This is a genomic window from Streptomyces sp. NPDC001858 (assembly GCF_053594615.1).
In genome coordinates this window covers 121,532-137,414 of the sequence record NZ_JBSFEV010000020.1, presented here as the reverse complement: position 1 = coordinate 137,414, position 15,883 = coordinate 121,532, and the positions used below count along the sequence as shown (strand labels likewise).

General features: G+C 72.6%; 15 protein-coding genes. 9 read left to right on the top strand and 6 right to left on the bottom strand.

The window, feature by feature from the left end; translation table 11 throughout:
- Positions 1-46: 46 nt before the first annotated feature.
- Positions 47-502, top strand: coding sequence for a hypothetical protein (locus tag ACWCPF_RS26360; RefSeq protein WP_451047567.1), 456 nt, complete (start codon positions 47-49; stop codon positions 500-502).
- A gap of 78 nt (positions 503-580) precedes the next feature.
- Here ACWCPF_RS26360 and ACWCPF_RS26355 read toward each other — a convergent pair whose 3' ends face one another.
- The 3 genes from ACWCPF_RS26355 to ACWCPF_RS26345 form a co-directional block, all read right to left on the bottom strand.
- Complete coding sequence (locus tag ACWCPF_RS26355) at positions 581-1,924, bottom strand: esterase-like activity of phytase family protein (protein ID WP_451047566.1); 1,344 nt, start codon at positions 1,922-1,924, stop codon at positions 581-583.
- A gap of 171 nt (positions 1,925-2,095) precedes the next feature.
- The gene (locus tag ACWCPF_RS26350; protein ID WP_451047565.1) at positions 2,096-3,457 is read right to left on the bottom strand and encodes an SWF or SNF family helicase; all 1,362 of its coding nucleotides are present in this window, start codon (positions 3,455-3,457) and stop codon (positions 2,096-2,098) included.
- Positions 3,454-6,363, bottom strand: coding sequence for an SNF2-related protein (locus ACWCPF_RS26345; protein WP_451047564.1), 2,910 nt, complete (start codon positions 6,361-6,363; stop codon positions 3,454-3,456). The genes ACWCPF_RS26350 and ACWCPF_RS26345 overlap by 4 nt, the downstream gene beginning before the upstream one ends.
- Before the next feature lie 267 nt (positions 6,364-6,630).
- Here ACWCPF_RS26345 and ACWCPF_RS26340 point away from each other — a divergent pair, with 267 nt between their 5' ends.
- Complete coding sequence (locus tag ACWCPF_RS26340; protein WP_351902902.1) at positions 6,631-6,813, top strand: hypothetical protein; 183 nt, start codon at positions 6,631-6,633, stop codon at positions 6,811-6,813.
- A 128-nt stretch (positions 6,814-6,941) separates the two neighbouring features.
- Here the strand turns inward: ACWCPF_RS26340 and ACWCPF_RS26335 are convergent, their stop codons facing one another.
- Both ACWCPF_RS26335 and ACWCPF_RS26330 read right to left on the bottom strand, forming a co-directional pair.
- On the bottom strand, positions 6,942-7,880 hold the full coding sequence (locus ACWCPF_RS26335) for a hypothetical protein (RefSeq protein WP_451047563.1): 939 nt from the start codon (positions 7,878-7,880) through the stop codon (positions 6,942-6,944).
- 139 nt (positions 7,881-8,019) lie between these two features.
- A complete protein-coding gene (locus tag ACWCPF_RS26330) occupies positions 8,020-8,349 on the bottom strand; it encodes a hypothetical protein (protein ID WP_451047562.1) in 330 nt (109 codons plus the stop codon).
- 98 nt (positions 8,350-8,447) lie between these two features.
- Here ACWCPF_RS26330 and ACWCPF_RS26325 point away from each other — a divergent pair, with 98 nt between their 5' ends.
- Positions 8,448-9,332, top strand: a complete 885-nt coding sequence (locus ACWCPF_RS26325) for an oxygenase MpaB family protein (protein WP_451047561.1) — start codon at positions 8,448-8,450, stop codon at positions 9,330-9,332.
- Between the two features lie 43 nt (positions 9,333-9,375).
- Here ACWCPF_RS26325 and ACWCPF_RS26320 read toward each other — a convergent pair whose 3' ends face one another.
- Positions 9,376-9,975 carry a class I SAM-dependent methyltransferase gene (locus ACWCPF_RS26320; RefSeq protein ID WP_451047560.1) on the bottom strand — a complete coding sequence of 200 codons (600 nt, stop codon included), beginning with the start codon at positions 9,973-9,975 and terminating at the stop codon, positions 9,376-9,378.
- Between the two features lie 152 nt (positions 9,976-10,127).
- On the opposite strand from ACWCPF_RS26320, the gene ACWCPF_RS26315 reads away from it, so the two are divergent.
- The 6 genes from ACWCPF_RS26315 to ACWCPF_RS26290 all read left to right on the top strand — a co-directional run bounded on the left by ACWCPF_RS26315 (position 10,128) and on the right by ACWCPF_RS26290 (position 15,763).
- A complete protein-coding gene (locus ACWCPF_RS26315) occupies positions 10,128-10,922 on the top strand; it encodes an MHYT domain-containing protein (RefSeq protein ID WP_451047559.1) in 795 nt (264 codons plus the stop codon).
- 104 nt (positions 10,923-11,026) lie between these two features.
- Positions 11,027-13,663: a sensor histidine kinase gene (locus ACWCPF_RS26310; protein ID WP_451047558.1), complete on the top strand. Its 2,637-nt coding sequence runs from the start codon at positions 11,027-11,029 to the stop codon at positions 13,661-13,663.
- Positions 13,660-14,097, top strand: coding sequence for a roadblock/LC7 domain-containing protein (locus tag ACWCPF_RS26305; RefSeq protein ID WP_451047557.1), 438 nt, complete (start codon positions 13,660-13,662; stop codon positions 14,095-14,097). The genes ACWCPF_RS26310 and ACWCPF_RS26305 overlap by 4 nt, the downstream gene beginning before the upstream one ends.
- A gap of 22 nt (positions 14,098-14,119) precedes the next feature.
- Positions 14,120-14,530 carry a DUF742 domain-containing protein gene (locus ACWCPF_RS26300; protein ID WP_451047556.1) on the top strand — a complete coding sequence of 137 codons (411 nt, stop codon included), beginning with the start codon at positions 14,120-14,122 and terminating at the stop codon, positions 14,528-14,530.
- A gap of 66 nt (positions 14,531-14,596) precedes the next feature.
- On the top strand, positions 14,597-15,202 hold the full coding sequence (locus ACWCPF_RS26295) for a GTP-binding protein (RefSeq protein ID WP_451047555.1): 606 nt from the start codon (positions 14,597-14,599) through the stop codon (positions 15,200-15,202).
- A 147-nt stretch (positions 15,203-15,349) separates the two neighbouring features.
- Positions 15,350-15,763, top strand: a complete 414-nt coding sequence (locus tag ACWCPF_RS26290) for a roadblock/LC7 domain-containing protein (protein ID WP_451047554.1) — start codon at positions 15,350-15,352, stop codon at positions 15,761-15,763.
- Positions 15,764-15,883 lie beyond the last annotated feature (120 nt).

Here is a 15,883-nt window from a genome sequence, read left to right as displayed (position 1 = left end):
CGTGCGGGGGTCGCGCTCCGAGCGGTGCACCGCGACGCTGGACCGTATGGCCATGCCGCCCGTACCGCCCCAGCCGCCCGGACCGCCGGGCGACACACCGCCGCCCGGTGGATTCGGACCGCCGCACTCCGGCTTCGGACACGACGACGGGACAGGGGGAGGGGGCGGTTGGTCGCCGCCTCCGCCGTCCCGGCCGCCGGGCGGTGCCGGACGGCGCCGGAACCCGCTCTTCGTCGTCCTCACCCTGCTGGTCGTCGCCGGAGCCGTCCTCGCCGTCGTGCTGATGTCCTCGGGCGGCGACGACTCACCGGACGACGGGCCGACCGGCAGCAGCACGGCCTCCACTCCCGGCCCGTCCTTCAGCCTGCCGGTCGAACTGCCCAGCGGCCTGCCGACCGAGCTGCCGTCGCAGTTCCCCACCGAGCTGCCGAGCGAACTGCCGACGGAGATTCCGAGCGAGCTGGAGTCGCTGCTGCCCTCCCTGAGCGAGCTGCTGCCCTAGCCTCCACGCGCGCGCGTACTCCGTGCCCCGCAGGGGGCCACGCGCGCGTGCCGAGGCGCGCGTCGTCTCTCAGATGCCTCAGATGCCCCGCGGCAGCCGCACATAGGTGACGGTCGTCTCGATGCCGCTGTCGACCAGCCGCCCCTGCGCGTCGAACGCGCCGGTGCCGTCCGTCATCCCGAAGTCGTTGTCGTTGATGAGCGCCAGCGTGTCGTCGTCCACGCGCGCGACGCCCTCGATCTTCCCGGGCACCCCGGCGACCTTGCCCAGGTCGACGACCAGCCGCTTGGACAGCACCGGGACACCCGACGCGGCGGGGTCGGCCAACTGCTCCAGCGACGGCGTCGTGGCGTCGTCGTCCCAGCGGCTGCCCAGGATGTTCGCCGACCGGCTGAGCCGGACCAGCTGCAGCCGAGCGGCCTTGTCCGTGCGCTCCTCCACCAGCAGCCGGTCGCCGCCCACGGCGACCACCGAGGAGATCTTGAGCTCGGAAGTGTCGTCCTCGCTCGGGTCGACCACGTCGATCGGGTCGAAGCGGTACGCGTACTCGGCCGTGACCGCCTTCTTCTTCGGCGAGAAGCGCAGCAGTCGCGCGGTCCGCGAGCCCTCTCCCGCTGCGGTGTCCGGGAGCGACAGCGGGCTCTGCACCGCCAGCACGAGGTCGCCGCCCGGGAGTTGGGCGAGCCCCTCGAAGCCACGGTTGATCTTCCGGTGCAGCAGGACCGCGGGCAGCGCCTCCACGACCGGGTAGCCCGCGCCGGTCAGCTTCAGCCCCTCGGGCACGTAGCGCGTCAGCACCTTCCCGCGCGCGGAGACGTGCACCAGCGAAGGACCGTACTCGTCGACGAGCCAGAAACTCCCGTCCGCCGCCCGCACGATGCCCTCGGTGTCCAGCCCGTTCGGGTTGTAGGACAGGGGCGTCTGGGCGTCGTAGGAGTACGGCGCCTCATCGCGCCCCTCCTGGTTGGGCAGCCCCGTCACGGGCTTCCCCGACGACGTGGTGACCGGGATCGCCTGGAGCACCTTCACGGTGTCCCCGGACACCCGGATCCGCACGATGGCCGGGTCGAACCCCGGCACGGGGAACGTGCGGCGCTTGGTGCCGCCGACCTTGATCTGACCGTTGGGTCCGCGGTCGGTGACCGTCCAGAACTCGCCCTTGCGGCCCGCCGGATAGATGTCGCTGCCGATGCCGCCGAGGTCCACGCCCCGGTCGTCGGCCACCGTGCCGGGCAGCAGCGCGTTGCTGAACGCCCCGAGCGGGATGTCGCCGAGCGTCGCGGTCCGGGTGACATGCGCCGAGTGGGACGACGTATCCGCCGCGGCCGGTCCGGCGGTGGCGAGCGCGGCCAGCACGGCGAGGGGTACGCCCGCCGCGACGGAACGGTGGACGCGGCGCCTGCCGGCGGCATGCGGGGACATCGGGCCTCCTGAGGGGCAGTTAGGCAAGTTCGTTGACAGCGGCCAGAGTTGGCGCACGCACCGAACGCCGTGCGACCTGCGGGTGAACGTGGGGCGTCGGCCGTCCATCGGGCCGACGCCCGGTCCAAAACGGGGTGTTGCTCCCGGTGCGGATCGGGGGCTAACCCCGCCCTAGGAAACCGCTTCCTCACTGTCGGGCCGAGCCGCCGCCAAGGCCGTCGCCGGGTCGTGAGCCGCGTCCCCGACGGCCGTCCAACGGCCCCGCTCCTTGCGGTACGGCCGCCAACGGCCGTCCCGCCCCAGCCGCAGTTGGCAGGCCGCCCCCTCGCCGACCACCGTCCACCGGTTCCCGCGCGCCCGCAGCACGGGCCGTTCGTCCTCCTCCCAGGCCGATTCCAGTGCCGCACGCGCGCGTGCGAGCGCCTCGCCCTCCACCGTCCACTCTTCCTCGAGCACGGACAGCGCGGCCGCCCCTCCATGCCGCCATGCACGCACGGCCGCTGCCAGTTGCTCCCGGCTGCGCCCCGACCCGGCGGCAAGCCGGCCGACCACGTCCGCGGTGGGTCCGTCCACTGCCTGCGGGCCTTCGAGAACGCCCGCCGCCAGCCGGACCGCGTCCTGGCCGAGCGTCAGCGCGGCGCGGGCCGCGGCGGGGGCCGCGGCTTGGGATACGGCCGTGGCTTGGGGCGCTGCTTCGGGCGCACGTCGTTGGGCCTCCTCGCGGAGCGCCTCCGCCAGCAGCAACTGCGCCGCGACGGCCGTCCGGGCGGCCAGGATCTCCAACGCCGCCGGTTCCACCCCGGCCGGCGGCGGCGCATCCGTGTCCAACGAGGGCGGGACGCCCGGTTCCTGAGGGAACTCGGGCGCGGCGGGCAGCGGAGGCAGGATGCTCCCGGCCGCGTACGCCTGCGCCGCGTCCACCCCCTCGGGCCGGGTCGGCTCGGCTTCGGCCCGCGCAGCCGTGCCACGCGCCTGGAGGTCGTCCAGCAGGGCCTGTTCGGCGCGCCCCCGAAGCAGCAGCAGGACGAACGGATCCTGGTCGAGCAACCTCGCCACCTGGTAGCAGACCGCCGCCGTGTGACCGCACTGGTCCCATGCGCCGCAGTCGCACTCCGCCTCCAGGTCTCCGAGCCCCGGGAGCAGGTCGACGCCGGCCGCCTCGGCGTCCTCGACCAGGTGGGACGGCATCTCGCGGTCGAGCAGCGCGGCCACATGTCCGGCCCGCTCGACCGCCAGGTCCAGGAACCGGTCCCACTGCGCGTCCGAGAGCCGGTCGAGCAGCACGTCGGCTCGGTGCGACGTGCGATCGTGGTCCTGGACGACGGCCGTGACGCGCCCCGGCCGCACCGACACCGCGCCGACGGCGCCCGCGCGCGCGAGGCGGCGGCCCGTTTTCACCTGCTCCCCGTCCAACGCGCCGTCCTCCAACGCGGCCAGCCACGCCCGACCCCACCACGTCTGCGCGAATCCCTTCCCGCGCGCGGGAGGCAACGCGGCGAAGGTCCGTTCCTCGGTGCTGTCGTGCCGGTTCATCGCAGCTCCACCAGGTCGGCCAGTTCGGCGTCCGTCAGTTCCGTGAGCGCCGCTTCGCCGGCCCCGAGAACGGCGTCGGCGAGGTCTTGTTTACGGCGCAGCATGTCGGCGATGCGGTCCTCGATCGTCCCCTCGGCGATCAACCGGTGCACCTGCACCGGCCGGGTCTGGCCGATGCGATACGCCCGGTCCGTGGCCTGCGCCTCGACGGCCGGGTTCCACCAGCGGTCGTAGTGCACGACATGCTCCGCGCGCGTGAGGTTGAGGCCGGTGCCGGCCGCCCGGAGCGACAGCAGGAACACCGGGACCTCACCGTCCTGGAAGCGCTGGACCATGGCCTCGCGCTCGGCGACGGGCGTGCCGCCGTGCAGGAACTGAGTGGGCACGCCTTGTGCCGCAAGATGCTGTTCGAGCAGGCGCGCCAAGCGCACGTACTGGGTGAAGATCAGCACGCTCGCCCCCTCGGAGAGGAGCGTGTCGAGCAGCTCGTCCAGCAGCTCCAGCTTCCCGGAGCGTCCGGCCGTCCGCGGCTGTTCCTCCTTCAGGTACTGCGCCGGATGGTTGCAGATCTGTTTGAGGCCGGTCAGCAGCTTCACGATCAGCCCGCGTCGCGCCATGTCGTCGGCCTCGGCGATCGCCGCCAGCGTCTCGCGCACCACGGCCTCGTACAGGCCCACCTGCTCGGTGGTGAGGGAGACGGGACGGTCGGTCTCGGTCTTGGGCGGCAGCTCGGGGGCGATCCCCGGGTCCGACTTGCGGCGGCGCAGCAGGAACGGTCCCACCAGCCTGGCCAGTCGCTCCGCAGCCGCCGGATCCCCGCCGGACTCGATGACGCGCGCGTACCGCCTACGAAAGGCCCCGAGCCGGCCGAGCAGGCCCGGCGTCGTCCAGTCCAGGATCGCCCACAGCTCCGACAGATTGTTCTCCACCGGGGTACCCGTGAGCGCCACACGCGCGCGTGAGCCGATGGTGCGCAGCGCCCGCGCGGTCGCCGAGTAAGGGTTCTTCACATGCTGCGCCTCGTCCGCCACGACCAGACCCCACGGCGCCTCGCCCAGCCGGCCCGCGTCCAGCCGCAGCGTGCCGTACGTGGTGAGTACGACCTCCCCGTCGGCCAGGGTCTCCAGATCACGTCGCGGCCCGTGGAAGCGGCGCACCGGCGTGCCCGGCGCGAACCGCTCGATCTCCCGCTGCCAGTTGCCCATGAGGGACGTCGGACAGACCACGAGGGTGGGTCCCGCGGTCTCGGCGTCCGTCTGGCGGTGCAGGTGCAGGGCGATCAACGTGATCGTCTTGCCGAGCCCCATGTCGTCCGCCAGACAGCAGCCCAGTCCGAGGGCGGTGCTGCGGGCCAGCCAGTCCAGGCCGCGCCGTTGGTAGTCGCGCAGCGTCGCGTCGAGCGCGGCCGGCTGCTCGATCGGGTCCTGCGTCTCATGATGCGTCAGGCGCTCCCGCAGGGCCGCCAGCCAGCCGGTGGGCTGTACGTCGACCCGGCGGCCGTCCACCTCGGTGGAGCCCGTCAGAGCCGCGCCCAGCGCTTCCACGGGCGTCATCTTGCGGTCCTGCTGCATGCGGGCACGGCGCAGTTCCCGGGGGTCGATCAGGACCCACTGGTCACGCAGCCGCACCAGAGGCCGGTTGGCCTCGGCCAGCCGGTCCAGTTCCTCGCGCGTCAGTTGCCGGTCGCCCAGTCCGAACCACCAGGTGAAGGTCACCAGCGCGTCCGCCGACAGGAAGGACGGCGTGTCCGATCCGGTGCGATCCGGCCCCGTTCCGTGCTCCGGCGGCCCGACGACCGCGCGCGCGGTGAGCGTGCGGGCCAACTCCCTCGGCCAGTGCACCTCCACCCCCGCGCCGGCCAGCGCTCGCGAACCCTCCCCCAGCAGTTCGGTGACCTCGTCGTCGAGGAGATCGACGGCGTCCGGGACGGCGGCCGACAACAAGGGAGTGAGCGCGGGCCAGGCCCGGGCCGCACGGCGCAGCGCGAGGAGGGCGTCCATCCGCGCGCGCGGGCCGAACCTCTCGACAACTGGACCGGACCCGCCCCAGATCTCGGCGGCGTCCGCGACCAGCGCGGGATCGCTCACACTGTGCACCTGCGGCACGGCCCGGAAGCGGGGTGCCGATGACCCGGCATCGAGCGGAGCGATCCCGCCGCCGGACGCGTCGACGCCGGTCCGGTCGGCCCAGGAGCCGTCGACGTCGATCCCGGCCGGATCGATGCCCGAGACCTCGATCCGAAGCGAGATCCGTACGCCGGCGTCATGGCCCGCGGCTACGTCGGCCGTCCACCTGCGCAGCTCCGGCGCGCGCAGCGGCTGGTGGGCCGCATAGGCAGGCCCGCCCGTCACGAGCGCCGCGGCGGGCGTGCGGGGCAGTGCGTCGGCGACGGCGTCCAGGAAGGCGCGCAGCAGCCGCTCGGGATCGGGCAGGCGCAGCGGCGGGCTCTCGTCCACCGGCACGGCGTGCGCCTCGGGCGGCATCGAGGCGGCCAGCCTGCGCACCTGCTCGACGTCGTCCGGGCCCAGCGGGCCGACCCGCCAGGCGTCGTGGTCGTCCGGGGAGAGGCCGGGCAGCAGCAGACCACGGGCGACGCAGCGCAGGGCCAGCAGGGCGGCCGCACCCCAGAAGGCGGTGGCCCGGTGTGCCTCCGGAGTCACACGCGCGCGTGTGAGCACGGGAAGCGCGTCCAGCACCGGCAGCAGCAGGGCCGGCACGCGCACGAGGGTCACACCGTTCCCGGCGGGCCGGACGACGGACAACTCCTGCACGGATGCCGACGGGACGACGGGAGGTGGGTCGCCGTCGGGGTGCCAGAAGGCGACGCGGCCGGTGCGGGCCGGGGTGCCGGGCACGAACACGGCGCTGAAACAAGCCAGCTCAGAGATCTCGGTCGATGTTTCCACGGGGAACCTCGGCGCGGCGATGAACCTTCTCCTCAAACTTGACTACTGGAGGCGGGGTCGCCGAGGGTACAACACTTCGGCGCGGAACGCGCACCGTCTCCGAGGCAGGCTTCGGCGGCCTTCGTCCGAGAGCCCGACGCGAGGGGTTCTCAGGGGCGTCTCAGGGGTGTGGCTCAGGGAGGTCTCAGGGTCGTGTCCGGAACCACGGGCGGCGTGGAGCCGTTTTCATGGCAGAGAGCGGCAGTGGCCGCGAAGGAGGCGACGCACATGTCGAAGAACGCGAAGATCGCCGCAGGAGGTGTGGCGGCAGGGCTCCTCCTGTTGATCTGGCTGCCCTGGTGGGCAGCCTTCTTGATCATGGTGGGGGTGCCGGTGGCGGCCTACCTCACGCTGGATCCGTCCCAACGGCGCAGGTTGCGCCGTGTCACCCGCAAGGAACTCGGCCGGTGAGCGACGGGGGCCGAGCCCCGAGCCCCGAGCCTCGGTCCCCGTCCCCGTCCCCGCCCCTTTTCCCGTCCCCGCAAGTGTCGTCCGGCGGCCTGGGCCGGCGTGGTCAGCGCCGTGAGGCCCGGGCCGGCTCAGAGCGGCCGTACCGCCATCTTGTCGAGCGCCTCCAGGAGTCCGGGCAGTTCGGGACCGCGGCCGACCGGCAGCACCTCGCCCGGCTCATCGTCGAGCAGGACGAGCGCGATGTCGTCGGTCCTGGCCACCAGCGACCAGCCGGGCCCGTCGGCGCGCAGGGTACGCGCATCACCGGGAGCGAAGGAGGAGCGCACGCGGCCGAGCGGAGGCGGGGTGTCCACATAGGCGCGCACCTCCGCCAGGACGCGGCGGATGCCGCGGTGGCCCTTCGGTGCGCCCTCCACGGCCGCCTTGGCGCCATCGGCCGCGTCGCCGCCCTTCCCGGACCCGCCGTCCACCTTCCCGGATCCGTCGACGGCCCGGTCCGCCCCGTCGCTCCGCTTCGGCTCGTCCGTGCCCGAGTCCGACCCGGCGGTCTGCCGTGGGGGAGCGAACTCGGTGTCGTCGATCTGCTCACGCCACAGGGCCCACTGGAGCGCGATCTCGTCGGCCCCCAGCCGCCGCTGGGCCGGGCCCCAGGTACTCGTGTCCGGAGGGCACAGCGCGGGGCTGTCGGTCACCTCGGGGGCGGGATCGTGCGGCGCGGGCACGCCAGGGGCCGCGACGGCCACCGCCAGCGGCCAGCCGGGCAGCGCCGCGACGACCGTCCGCTCGCCCGGCGAGAGGTCGTACTCCATGCCGCAGTCCCACGACGCGATGGCGACGGCCACCAGTGACACGTCGTCGATGACGACGGTCCATCGCGCGCCGTCGCCGTCCTGGCCCAGCACCAGGCCGTACCCGTCGGCGAGCGGCGCGAGGCCGAGCGCCGCACAGGCCTCCGGGTAGTCGTCGCCCAGCGCGCTAGGGAACTTCGCCGGCGTCAGCAACACCGCCGTGAGCACATAGAGCGCATCGTCCGCGGCGGCGACGGCGTCCTCGTCCGTCCCTGCCATCCCAGCCTCCCCATCGGTTCGTCCACCGGCGCGCACCCTAGTGCGGCGGGAAGGCGCTTGTCACGACTCCCCGACATTACCCGGAGCTGCAGTTTTCCATCCGGACGGGGCGAATCGACCGCCTCCGGCCGTGGCAGGGTCACTCCGCAGGCAGTCCGAGGAGCGCCCGGGCCACCGCTCGCGGTGACTCGTCGCGCTCCCGCGCGAGCGCGATGACGGCGCGACAGGCCAGTTCGTTGACCCCGAAGGACAGCGCCTCCGGCGACACCCAGCCCGCCGCCTCGTCGATCCTGTCCTGGTCGTCCTCGGTGCAGGCCGAGACGTACGCGGCGGCCGCCTCGAACAGATTGGGCGTGCGCTTCCCGGCGCCACGCGCTGCCCCGTCCGGACGTCCCTCCCCGTCCGGACGCGACCGCGCGCGCCCCGCGTCGCGGAATCTCCCGTAGGCCTCGCGGATTCTGCCGAACATGCCGACCGCCTTCCCCCTGCGCTGTTGCGCAACTGATCGTTCATTTCCTGTTGTTCAACCTAGAGTTGGAGTCACGGCGGCAGAAGGGGGACGCGGCGGTGAAGCGCTTCGAACGGCTCGAACAGATCCGACGGATGGACCCGTACGAGGACGCGTTGGAGATCTACCGGCTCACGTCGGCGTACGAGTTCCCGTGGGACTTCACCCGCGCTCTTGAGCTGGCTCTTTACCGCACGTATGCGGTCCCGAGCATCGGGCGTCTGCTCGCGCAGACGGCGGAGCTCACGGACCGCGCCCAGAAGCGCTACGACGACACCGTGCTGCTGCTCGACGCCGTCGTCGAGCACGGCTTCGACAGCGAACAGGGGCGTACGGCGGTCCGCCGCATCAACGAGATGCACCGCAGTTACGCCATAGGCAACGACGACATGCGGTACGTGCTGTGCACGTTCGTCGTGATGCCCAAGCGGTGGATCGACGCCTACGGGTGGCGCAGGCTGTCCCGCCACGAGATCGTCGCCTGCACCGAGTACTACCGCGCCCTCGGGCACCGCATGGGCATCAAGGACATCCCCAGGACCTACGAGGAGTTCGAGACCCACCTCGACGCCTATGAAGCGGACCACTTCGCCCGGGACGAGAATGCGCGAAGGGTTTCGGACGCCACCCTCACCCTGATGGCCTCCTGGTATCCGAAGCCGCTGGCGCCCGTCCTGCGCAGCGCCACGCTCGCCCTGCTCGACGAACCGGTCCTCAAGGCCTTCGGGTACACCCCGCCGGGCTCTGTCACCCGCACGCTCGTGCGTGCAGCGGTACGCGCGCGTGGCCGCGCGGTGCGGCTGCTGCCGCCACGCCGGGCGCCCCACCACGCGCGAGAGAACTGGGAGATCAAGGGCTACCCGAACGGCTACCGGCTCGCCGAACTCGGCACCCGCCCGGTGCCCGGCGTAGGCGGCTGCCCCGTACGGCACGCGGACGGCTGAGCTGCCGGGTGAACGGCCGCCCACCCGAGGCCCTCGGCGAGCCTCAGCCTTCTCGGACGGCCAGGGCCAGGAAGCGGGCGTCCTCGTCCACGTAGGACGTCATGCGCCACCCCGAACCAGCCAGCAGCGGACAGAGGTTGGGCTCCGCCCGCTGGTCCTCCGGCGTGATCCGCCGACCCTGGCGGGCCGCGAGCGCCGCCCTGCCGATGGGATGGAACAGCGCCAACGTGCCGCCGGGGCGCACCACCCGCGCCAGTTCCCGCAGGTTCTCCGCCGGGCGCGGCAGATGGGCGATCAGGCCCGCCGCGAACACGGCGTCCAGCGATTCCGAGCGCAGCGGGAGCGCGGCGACGTCGGCGACCATCAGCCGCCCGGCGCGGTCGCGTCCCGCCCGTACGGCGGCCTCCAGCATGGCCGGGGTCAGATCGGCTCCCACGACCACTCCCGAGCGTCCCACGGCGGCTCGCAGCGGCGTCAGGGCGCGTCCTGTGCCGCAGCCGGCGTCCAGGACGCGGTCCCCTTCGCGCAGACCGAGTTCGCCGACCGCGGCGGCGTAGGCGGGGCCGTCGTCGGGGAACCGGGTGTCCCAGTCCGCGGCGCGCGCGGAGAAGAACTCCTGAACGTGTGTGTGGTCGTCGCTCATGCTCCGCATGATCTCTCACCGGCACGGACGATGCCCCGGCGCACATGTTCGAGCGTGACCCGATCGTTCCGGCGCACTTCTGTGTCACTTTCCAACACCTTTCGAAATGCGCCCCCTTTGTGCTCCTGTGCCCCGGCTAGCGTCCCGTGGCCATGGGACACCTGGACCACGCAGCCTTCGGCTGGCTGACCCCTGTGCTGTCGTACGTGATGGCCTGTATCGGCGCCGCCCTCGGGCTGCGCTGCACCGTGCGCGCGCTCGGCGCCACCGGACGTTCGCGCCGCAACTGGCTGATCACCGCGGCCTCGGCGATCGGCACCGGCATCTGGACCATGCACTTCGTGGCCATGCTCGGCTTCGGCGTCAGCGGCACCGACATCCGCTACGACGTTCCGCTGACCGTGCTCAGCCTCCTCGTCGCCATGGTCGTCGTCTGCGCCGGCGTCTTCGCCGTCGGCTACAGCCGCGAACGCACGCGCGCGTTGCTGATCGGCGGGCTCACCACCGGCCTGGGCGTGGCGAGCATGCACTACCTGGGCATGGCCGCGGTCCGGCTGCACGGTGACGTGATCTACGACCCCGTGCGGGTCGCGCTCTCCGTCCTGATCGCGGTCGTCGCGGCGACCGCCGCCCTCTGGGCCGCCCTCAACATCAAGTCGCCGATCGCGGTCACCCTCGCCTCCCTCGTCATGGGGGCGGCCGTGAGCAGCATGCACTTCACCGGGATGTTCGCGGTCAGCGTCCATGTGACGCCTTCCGGCGACGCGCTGCCCGGGGCCACGGCGATGCAGTTCATCTTCCCCCTCGCCGTCGGCCTCGGGTCCTACCTCTTCCTGACCTCGGCCTTCGTCGCGCTGTCGCCCACCACGGGGGAGCGCGAGGCGTCCGAGTCGGCCCAGCAACCGGTGGAGAACCGCGTCGGCCGACAGCAGGCCCGGACCGTCTGACGACACCGGCGGCACGGCACGTCGCCCCTCCCACGCCCCTACCACTTCCTCCCTAGCACTTCCTTCCCAGTACTTCCGACGTACCACTTCCGAGCGAGGAGGCCATGCGTACACCCCGTAGGACCCCGACGGCAGGCGCCGAGGCGCCGCCCCCCACGCGCGGGCGCCGCGCCCACGCCGGACCCCCCGCCGACGAGGGCCCGGACGAGCAGGCGGACGCCTCGGCCGACGCGATACCCCCGCGCGCGGAACGCCTGCGGCTCCGGCCGCGTACCGTGCGCGCCAAGATCGTCTGTCTGCTGATGGTGCCCGTCGTCTCCCTGCTGGCACTGTGGGCGTACGCCACCGTCACGACCGCGCAGGACGTCTCCCGGCTGCGCCAGCTGCAGCGGGTGGACGCCCAGGTCCGTGCCCCCGTCGCGGCCGCGGTGGCCGCCCTGCAGACCGAGCGGGCGGCTGCCGTCCGCTACGCCACCCATTCCGTCCCCGGACAGGACGGCGACCTGAGGGCGCTCGCCGAGCGCACGGACCGCGCGGTGGCCGAACTGCGGCTCGGTGACGACAGCACCGTCGCCGACGGCCAGGACCTGCCCACCGGAGTCGCCCAGCGGCTCGAGACCTTCGTGTCCGGGGCCGAAGGCCTCCCCTCCCTGCGGACCGCCGTGCTCGACGGCAGCGCCGGCTGGGAGGAGACGTACGGCCGGTACACGAGCACGATCTCGACGGCCTTCTCGGTCGGCGGAGCCCTCACCGGCATCCAGGACGCCGAACTCGGCTCGGACGCGCGCGTGCTGCTCGAGTTCTCCCGCGCGGGAGAGGCCCTGGCCCAGGAGGACGTCGTGCTCGCCGGCGCGCGCCTGGCCGGAGGCCTCGACGGAGCGCGCCTGCGGCTGTTCACCGGCGCCGTCGACACTCGTCGTGCCCTGACCGAGTCGGCCGTCGCCGACCTGCGCGGCCCCGAACGCACCGCCTGGCAGCGCCTCGCCGCCGGCAGTGCTTATGCCGCCCTGTACGCCGCCGAGGACGAGGTGCTCGCGCACCGGGCGGGCGCGAAGGCGATCGCGGCTGCTCCGGCGAGCACGTGGGACAACGCGCACACGCGTGTGCAGAACGGGATGCGGACCATCGAGGCGGACGCCGGACACGGTGTCGCCGACCGCGCCGACCCGCTCACCCGCGGTCTCCTCACCCCGGCCGGGGCCGCGGTCCTGCTGGGCCTCGCGGCCGTCGTGGCCTCGCTCGTCATCTCCGTGCGCATCGGCCGCGGACTCGTCGTCGAACTGGTCAGCCTGCGCAACAGCGCCCTGGAGATCGCCAGGCGCAAACTCCCGGAGGCCATGCGGAAACTGCGTGCCGGGGAGGAGATCGACGTCCGCGCCGAGGCCCCGCCCGGACCGCCCTCCGAGGACGAGACCGGTCAGGTCGCCGAGGCTCTGGGCACCGTGCACCGCGCCGCGCTGCGGGCCGCCGTGGAGCGGGCCGAGCTCGCCAACGGCATCTCCGGGGTCTTCGTCAACCTCGCCCGCCGCAGCCAGGTCCTCGTCCACCGCCAGTTGAGCCTGCTGGACAGCATGGAACGCCGCTCCGACGACCCGGACGAGCTGAGCGACCTCTTCCGGCTCGACCACCTCACCACGCGCATGCGACGCCATGCGGAGAGCCTGATCATCCTCTCCGGCGCAGCGCCCGGCCGGGCCTGGCGCATGCCGGTCTCCCTCACCAACGTGATCCGCGCGGCCGTCTCCGAGGTCGAGGACTACGCGCGCGTGGAGCTGCGCCAGCTCCCGGAGGCGGCCGTCATCGGCACCGCCGTCGCCGACCTCACCCACCTGCTCGCCGAACTCGTCGAGAACGCCGCCCAGTTCTCACCCCCGCACACGCGCGTGCGGGTCACCGGCGAGCCCGTCGGCAACGGATACGCCGTCGAGGTCGAGGACCGAGGCCTCGGCATGGGCAAGGAGACCCTGACCGAGGCCAACCGGCGCATCGCGCAGTCCGAGGCCCTCGACCTGTTCGACAGCGACCGACTCGGCCTGTTCGTGGTCAGCAGGCTCGCCGCCCGCCACGGCATCAAGGTGCACCTGCGGACCTCGCCCTACGGCGGCACCACCGCGGTCGTCCTGCTGCCGACCGCCCTGCTGCACAGCGGGAAGCCGGAACGTTCCGCCCGTGAGACGGCGGAGATCGAGCAGCGGTCTTCGGAACGCGAGTACGCGCGCGTGCCTGCGTCCGACCGGCACGCCGACGGCCGCAACGTCGGCGGTCGCAATGCCGCTGACCGCAATGCCGCTGACAGCCATGCCCAGGACCGGAATGCCCCCGACCGATACGCCTCCGACCGGCATCAGGAGGCCGTCCCCGCCGTCCCCGCCGCCGCCGACCGCCCCGCGCTGGTGGCTCCCGTCCGAGCCGCCGCCGAACCCCCGGCGGCCGACCCCCCGCCGCCCGGAGTGACCGCCTTGCGCCTGCACCGCCCCACGGACGACTCCGAAGGATCGGACGACCTTCCGCGCCGGGTACGACAGGCCAGTCTCGCCCCCCAGCTGCGCCGCCCGCATTCCGAGGAGCCGGCCAAGGCGAACTCCCCGCGCGGGGACGAAGCGCGTACCCCCGAGGTCGTACGAGACCGGATGACCGCCTACCGGGACGGCTGGGCCCGGGGCGGCGGCAGACAGTCCGGCCGCCGAACCACCCCGGATTCCGCACCGGGCCGTCAGAGCAGTGAAGGAGACCCCGCATGATCCAGGACCCGAGCACGAGGTCGGCCCAGCGGTCCGGCGAACTCGACTGGCTGCTGGACGACTTGGTGATGCGCGTGACCGAGGTGCGGCACGCCGTGGTGCTGTCCAACGACGGCCTGGCCGTCGGCGCGTCCAGCGACCTCAGACGCGAGGACGCCGAACACCTCGCCGCCGTCGCCTCCGGCTTCCACAGCCTCGCCAAGGGCGCGGGCCGGCACTTCGGCGTCGGCGGCGTCCGCCAGACCATGGTGGAGATGGACGACGGCTTCCTCTTCGTGGCCGCAGCGGGCGACGGCTCCTGCCTGGCCGTTCTCACCGCGGTGACCGCCGACATCGGCCTGGTGGGGTACGAGATGGCGCGGCTGGTCAAGCGGGTCGGAGAGCACCTCTACACGCCGACCCGCCTCGCCGCGCGGCCGCCCGTCACCGGATGAGGCGAGAGAGCGACCCGCACCGATGACCGAGGACACGACCAGCGCCCCGCATGAGCTGGGCAGCCAGTGGTACGACAGCGAGGCAGGCCCGCTCGTCCGCCCGTACGCCATGACGGGCGGACGCACGAAACCCGGCCCCACCGGAGTGCGCTTCGACCTGATCGCCCTGGTCACCCTGGATCCGGGCGCGCCCGGCACGGACGGCATGGCCATCGGTCCGGAACACCGCACCCTCATCGACCTGTGCCGCACGGAGACGCAGTCCGTCGCCGAGCTCTCGGCGGGCTCGAACCTCCCCGTGGGCGTGGTCCGGGTGCTCCTCGGAGACCTGCTGGAACTCGGCTGCGTCACCGTCAGCCGTCCGGTCCCGCCCGCGCAGTTGCCCGACGAACGGATTCTGCGCGAAGTGATCGAGGGGCTGCGAGCTCTGTAGATGAACGTTCAACACCGACTTGTGCATGCCTTCTGCCGTTGCCGACACGACCGAGAGAAGTGATCCATGGTCTCCGAGCACTCCGACGCCACGGGCGGCGAGACGGCCCCCCTCGCGTTGAAGATTCTGGTCGCCGGCGGGTTCGGCGTGGGCAAGACCACCATGGTGGGCGCGGTCAGCGAGATCAAGCCGCTGCGCACCGAGGAACTGCTCAGTGAGGCGGGCCAGTTGGTCGACGACACCGACGGCGTGGACCAGAAGGTGACGACGACCGTCGCGATGGACTTCGGCCGCATCACCATCCGTTCCGGCCTCTCCCTCTACCTGTTCGGAACCCCGGGCCAGGACCGCTTCTGGTTCCTGTGGGACGAGTTGTCACAGGGCGCCCTGGGCGCGGTGGTCCTGGCCGACACCAGGCGGCTCGAGGACTGCTTTCCCGCGGTGGACTACTTCGAGCATCGCCGCATCCCGTTCGTGGTGGCGGTCAACTGCTTCACGGGCACGCGGACATACGGCGCTCAGGACGTCTCGCGCGCCCTCGACCTCGACGGCGGCACCCCCGTCGTCCTGTGCGACGCCCGTGACCGCGACTCGGGGAAGGAAGTGCTGATCCGGCTGGTCGAATACGCCGGGCGGATGCACACCGCCCGGCTGCTCGACTCCGTGAGCTGACCGCGCCGTCGGCGGCCCGATCAGGTCGTCCTCCACGCCATGCCGCCGTCCTCCTTGCTCCGGCGGCGGGCACTGGGGAAGGCTGGCCGTCAGATTCTCCGGCGAGGTGGAGGATCACACGGGGAATCGTCACACGGGGAGTGGGACATGGCGCAGAACCAGGGGCTGGGCTGGCTGTTGGACGATCTGACCGAGCGCGTCGACCATGTGCGGCACGCGCTCGTCCTGTCCAACGACGGGCTGGTGGCGGGCGCGAGCACCGGACTGTGCCGGGAGGACGCGGAGCACCTCGCCGCCGTCTCGTCCGGACTGCACAGCCTGGCCAAGGGATCCGGCCGGCACTTCGGCGCGGGCCAAGTGCGCCAGACGATGATCGAGTTCGACGACGCGGTGCTCTTCGTCACCGCCGCGGGCACCGGCAGTTGTCTGTGCGTGCTCAGCGGGGCCGAGGCCGACATGGGCCGCATCGCCTACGAGATGACCCTGCTCGTCAACCGGGTCGGCGAACACCTCACCGTGGACCCCCGGCATCCTGAGCGTGGTCCGATCACAGAGCTCTGACCTGCACTTTTGTTCTTCTCCGTGGAGTTATCCACAGGCTCGCCACGAGATCGGCGATTCCGGCTACGGTCTTTTCCGAGGCCACCGCGGACAGCGCGGGCCTGCTTCACTCCACTTCAC

Coding starts and splice junctions, on each gene's coding strand:
- ACWCPF_RS26360 (WP_451047567.1), top strand. CDS start 47: ATGGCCATGCCGCCCGTACCGCCCCAGCCGCCCGGACCGCCGGGCGAC.
- ACWCPF_RS26355 (WP_451047566.1), bottom strand. CDS start 1,924: ATGTCCCCGCATGCCGCCGGCAGGCGCCGCGTCCACCGTTCCGTCGCG.
- ACWCPF_RS26350 (WP_451047565.1), bottom strand. CDS start 3,457: ATGAACCGGCACGACAGCACCGAGGAACGGACCTTCGCCGCGTTGCCT.
- ACWCPF_RS26340 (WP_351902902.1), top strand. CDS start 6,631: ATGTCGAAGAACGCGAAGATCGCCGCAGGAGGTGTGGCGGCAGGGCTC.
- ACWCPF_RS26335 (WP_451047563.1), bottom strand. CDS start 7,880: ATGGCAGGGACGGACGAGGACGCCGTCGCCGCCGCGGACGATGCGCTC.
- ACWCPF_RS26330 (WP_451047562.1), bottom strand. CDS start 8,349: ATGTTCGGCAGAATCCGCGAGGCCTACGGGAGATTCCGCGACGCGGGG.
- ACWCPF_RS26320 (WP_451047560.1), bottom strand. CDS start 9,975: ATGAGCGACGACCACACACACGTTCAGGAGTTCTTCTCCGCGCGCGCC.
- ACWCPF_RS26315 (WP_451047559.1), top strand. CDS start 10,128: ATGGGACACCTGGACCACGCAGCCTTCGGCTGGCTGACCCCTGTGCTG.
- ACWCPF_RS26310 (WP_451047558.1), top strand. CDS start 11,027: ATGCGTACACCCCGTAGGACCCCGACGGCAGGCGCCGAGGCGCCGCCC.
- ACWCPF_RS26305 (WP_451047557.1), top strand. CDS start 13,660: ATGATCCAGGACCCGAGCACGAGGTCGGCCCAGCGGTCCGGCGAACTC.
- ACWCPF_RS26300 (WP_451047556.1), top strand. CDS start 14,120: ATGACCGAGGACACGACCAGCGCCCCGCATGAGCTGGGCAGCCAGTGG.
- ACWCPF_RS26295 (WP_451047555.1), top strand. CDS start 14,597: ATGGTCTCCGAGCACTCCGACGCCACGGGCGGCGAGACGGCCCCCCTC.
- ACWCPF_RS26290 (WP_451047554.1), top strand. CDS start 15,350: ATGGCGCAGAACCAGGGGCTGGGCTGGCTGTTGGACGATCTGACCGAG.